Annotated in this window: 1 pseudogene; it reads right to left on the reverse strand. The window is 83.3% G+C overall.

Annotated elements, in window-relative coordinates:
* Positions 1-478, reverse strand: a pseudogene (locus RKE29_RS30405) (galactosyldiacylglycerol synthase); the annotation flags it as partial.

Consider the following 478-nt stretch of genomic DNA (forward strand, 5'->3'; position numbering starts at 1 on the left):
TCCCGGCCGCGCGCCCGGGACGCCGGGGCGGCGGGCCCCGGGGCCGGTCCCGGTACGGCCGATGCCACGCACGCCGCGGCGTCGGCCCTGAACAGGGCGCGGCCGACGGCGATCCGCCGCTCGCGGACCGGGCCGTCTGCGGTCAGCGCGTCGAGCGAGGCGACCAGCCGCCCCGGGTCGGGCGCGTGGTCGGTCAGGCCCTCGGCGGCCATCCGGCGCACGCCCGCGGCGCCGTGCCCGGGGATGGGCCGGTAGCCCACCACCGGCAGCCCGGCGGCGAGCGCCTGCACGGCCGTCTGGCCCGCCGCGTTGTCCACCAGGGCGCGCGCCGCGGCCATCAGGCCGGGCACGTCGTCCACCCAGCCGAGGGCGACCGCGCCCGGCTCGGCCGCCAGGCGGCGGCGCAGCCGCTCGTCGCGGCCGCACAGCGCCACCGGCAGGTAGCCGGCGCGGGCCAGCAGCCGGGCCGTGCCGGCCA

The sequence above is a fragment of the Streptomyces sp. B1866 genome, assembly GCF_031932565.1.
In the GTDB taxonomy this organism is placed as follows: Bacteria; Actinomycetota; Actinomycetes; order Streptomycetales; family Streptomycetaceae; genus Streptomyces.